General features: G+C 32.6%; 5 protein-coding genes. All 5 read right to left on the minus strand.

Going from position 1 to position 3149, the window contains the following annotated elements:
• Nucleotides 1–458: 458 nt before the first annotated feature.
• Entirely contained in the window at nt 459–683 is a 225-nt protein-coding gene (locus ES765_RS21345) for a hypothetical protein (RefSeq protein WP_138116535.1), read from the minus strand.
• A 56-nt stretch (nt 684–739) separates the two neighbouring features.
• The gene (locus ES765_RS21350; RefSeq protein ID WP_138116537.1) at nt 740–958 is read right to left on the minus strand and encodes a hypothetical protein; all 219 of its coding nucleotides are present in this window, start codon (nt 956–958) and stop codon (nt 740–742) included.
• A 140-nt stretch (nt 959–1098) separates the two neighbouring features.
• Nucleotides 1099–1338 (minus strand): hypothetical protein, encoded by a 240-nt coding sequence (locus ES765_RS21355; RefSeq protein ID WP_138116539.1) that lies wholly within the window; start codon nt 1336–1338, stop codon nt 1099–1101.
• Between the two features lie 182 nt (nt 1339–1520).
• Nucleotides 1521–2129 (minus strand): plasmid pRiA4b ORF-3 family protein, encoded by a 609-nt coding sequence (locus ES765_RS21360; protein ID WP_171017402.1) that lies wholly within the window; start codon nt 2127–2129, stop codon nt 1521–1523.
• A gap of 37 nt (nt 2130–2166) precedes the next feature.
• Nucleotides 2167–2727: a DUF4143 domain-containing protein gene (locus ES765_RS21365; RefSeq protein WP_249356654.1), complete on the minus strand. Its 561-nt coding sequence runs from the start codon at nt 2725–2727 to the stop codon at nt 2167–2169.
• Between the last annotated feature and the right edge of the window lie 422 nt (nt 2728–3149).

Here is a 3149-nt window from a genome sequence, read left to right on the forward strand (position 1 = left end):
CGTATTGTCCAGCAAAGGCAATGGCTAGAGCAGATACATATAATACAGATGAGCTTATATCATTTCCGCATATAGCTGTGGATGCTAATACAGATAACTTTTTATGTTCTTTCATTAGTTTTTCTTCCTGCTATTTCATTCTTTTTTATTCGTCAGAAATTTAATTCCAAAAGTTTTTTTGAAATTAGGCATAACAATGGGGTAGCAACATTGATGATATCTTACTTATATATCTAAGGTAATAATAGTTCCTTTATACTTCGTTCTTGTATGGTCTCAACTTACCATTAAGCCCTTGATATGTTAAATACTTGAATAGGTTCCCCTTGAAATATCCACTCTGTCACGTATTTCTTTAACTGTAGGCTTAATTTTCTTAAATTACTGTTCACAAAATATCCCTTATTTAAACTTCTAATTTTGTTTTGAGTAGCCGACACTGTGTCCCACCTACTTCCTTATTTGGACTTTGATTCTATCAGTTGATATTTCCCGATCAGTTTATTCAGTTTATCCAACATCAATATGAAATCCCTGGTTATAAACACCGGTCTACCATTGACACGAATTTTAAACGCACTGAATCCTTCTATTGTTTTGGCATAGATAATAATGGCTTCTACAGTTTCATATTGGTCCAAATACGTGAAGCTTTGACCGTTCCTCAATTCCGGTTCAGACATAATGCTTATTTTCCATTTATTCCTTTAATTTTGTATTGGTTTGCCGACATGGTGTCCTAGCCTTTATTAGACTTTGCATGGTCCAGTTTCATTGCTGTCTCGATTTCGTTTGTTCGGGATTGGCCGAATAAGTTGACCAGGTAGGTATCTGGACTGGATATTTCGGAAGTAATTATCTCATTGAATTCTTCTTCGGTAATAAATCCTTTTTTAAGCAACGGTTGAAACGTTTCCTTAAGTATAGGATTGATTCTCTCTAGTTCTTCTTCTTTCATCCTCTATTTGAATTATCTATTCTATATCCCACTGAACTAGGCATCGAATCGATTCAATCCTGTGTGAAGACTCCTATAGAGTCCTGCCTAGCCATTAAGCCACAATACCATGAACTATCCTTCATTTGAACTCTAATACTTTAATCTTCAGCAATAACTAAAAAATCAAAGAGATTCGGGATATCTAAAAACATTATTTTTACTCCTTTGCGTATCTGATATTTATGGAAAGCATAGGTCTTATCCCAAAATTCTCTTCTCTCTTGGGTAAAGGATGGAAGATTCGACAACTCAATATCGATATCATGTTTTAAACTACTCAGCTTACTTAAACGATTTTCCTTCTCTAGTTTATCCAATAGATTTCTTAGGTTTTGCATAATTAATTTAAAACTAAGTAATTAGGTTAGGAATTTTCTAAAACCGCTTTGGTATTTGAAAACCTCAATTAATAAACACTTTAAAAATAATGATAAACTTCTATTTTATTAAAGCTACAATTCTAATATTTGAATACAGTATTTTTATAACCATATCCCTGATTTATTTGAACTTTTGGCTGTTACTTAGATTCCTTTTCCCAATCCTGAATATAGATATCTAAATTCATTAGCAAAAAGTTCACTCTTTCAATATAGAATTCTTTGGAATCATATTTGCCTTCTATAGAAACATCCTTTCCTTTAACCCACCGCTTTAGGTTTTTATAATCAGAGTGCTTTCGGTTTTCCATGATTTTTAAAAAATCATAAAAACCGGGCAAACTCCCAACATCCTCAGGAGGGCAATTCAATTCACCAAAACAACAAATTGTAAATGGAATTCTTAAGTCTTCAATAATCGTTTCCAACGTTATCAAATGCTGCCAGTTATCCCCAAAATCATAAAGATAAGAGAAGGTTTGCCCTTTCTTTTTTAGTACATCTCCAATTCTTAGGTTTTGTGAACTAATGACCTCATTGGGTCCATTATAGCCATCATCTTCATATTGTTCACCAATACGATAGTTTTCCGATTCAAACTCGTAAAGATGATAGTTCTCCCATCCCATCACAATTTGAATGATATGATGTAGCCTATAAAATGTAGTTTCGGGGGTAACTAAAAATTCACGCCAGATTTTTGGATTACTTCCTTCTAACTCTATCTGGAATTTAAAAGCTCTATTCAATTTTTGATATTTTATTTGGGCAATAAAGCATGCTATTTCATCTATTATTATTTAAAAACTCTCGAAAATTCTCGTTGGTAATCACTTTTACTTCTGTTTTGTATGTTTCAATAAAGGTTTTAGGGATTTTGACTTTACTTTTTGGATTCCATTTTATTTCGAAACCTGTTACTGTTCTTGCTTCTTCTTCCACATAATCAATTTCTTGCTGTTGTACGGTTCGCCAGAAATAACCTTTAGATAGTGAGCCATTATATCCGTTATATTTTAGTCGTTCTGAGATTAAGAAATTTTCCCAAAGGTTTCCTTTGTCCTGTCGTACTTCTAACGGATTTAAATCACCGATAATCATATTCCTCACGCCTGTATCGTAAAAATATATTTTTTGATTGGATTTTATTTCATTTCGTAAGTTCTTGCTAAAACTGGGAAGTTTGAAAATCACATAGGCCCGGTAAAGTAGATCAATATAATTTGATACTGTTTTCTTATCAATACCCAGTAATTGCGCCAGTTCATTATTACTTACTTCACTTCCAATTTGCAAAGCTAAGGCTCGTAAGAGTTTTTCTATAATTTCAGGTACGAATGCCTCCATAACTCAATATATCTTTATAGAGATAGCTATCTGTCAATTGTTTTAGGATGTCTTTTTCATCTCCAAAATTATTGATAACATCTGGATACATTCCGTAAACGATACGTAATTCTAGTTGCTGCTGCGCTTTTAGATAGCCAACATTATTTTCAAACTCAGACCACGAAATAGGATATAATTGATACTCCCATTTTCTTCCTGTAACGGTTCCTGTGTTTGGTTATTAAGCTCAAAAGCAGAAGAGCCACTAACCAATAATTGAACAGATTTAAGTTGGTCGGTTATTAATTTTTAAAGGTGTCTACATAAACACTTATCTTTAATTGGCAAACAAATAGATTTATGGAGTCATTTAAAAGTGAGAGTATTGTTGATTTTTTTAATGTATATACTACTGATTTAGATTGTTTGAAATATTTATC

Origin of the sequence: Maribacter sp. ACAM166, assembly GCF_005771495.1 — a bacterium.
Taxonomy (GTDB): Bacteria; Bacteroidota; Bacteroidia; order Flavobacteriales; family Flavobacteriaceae; genus Maribacter.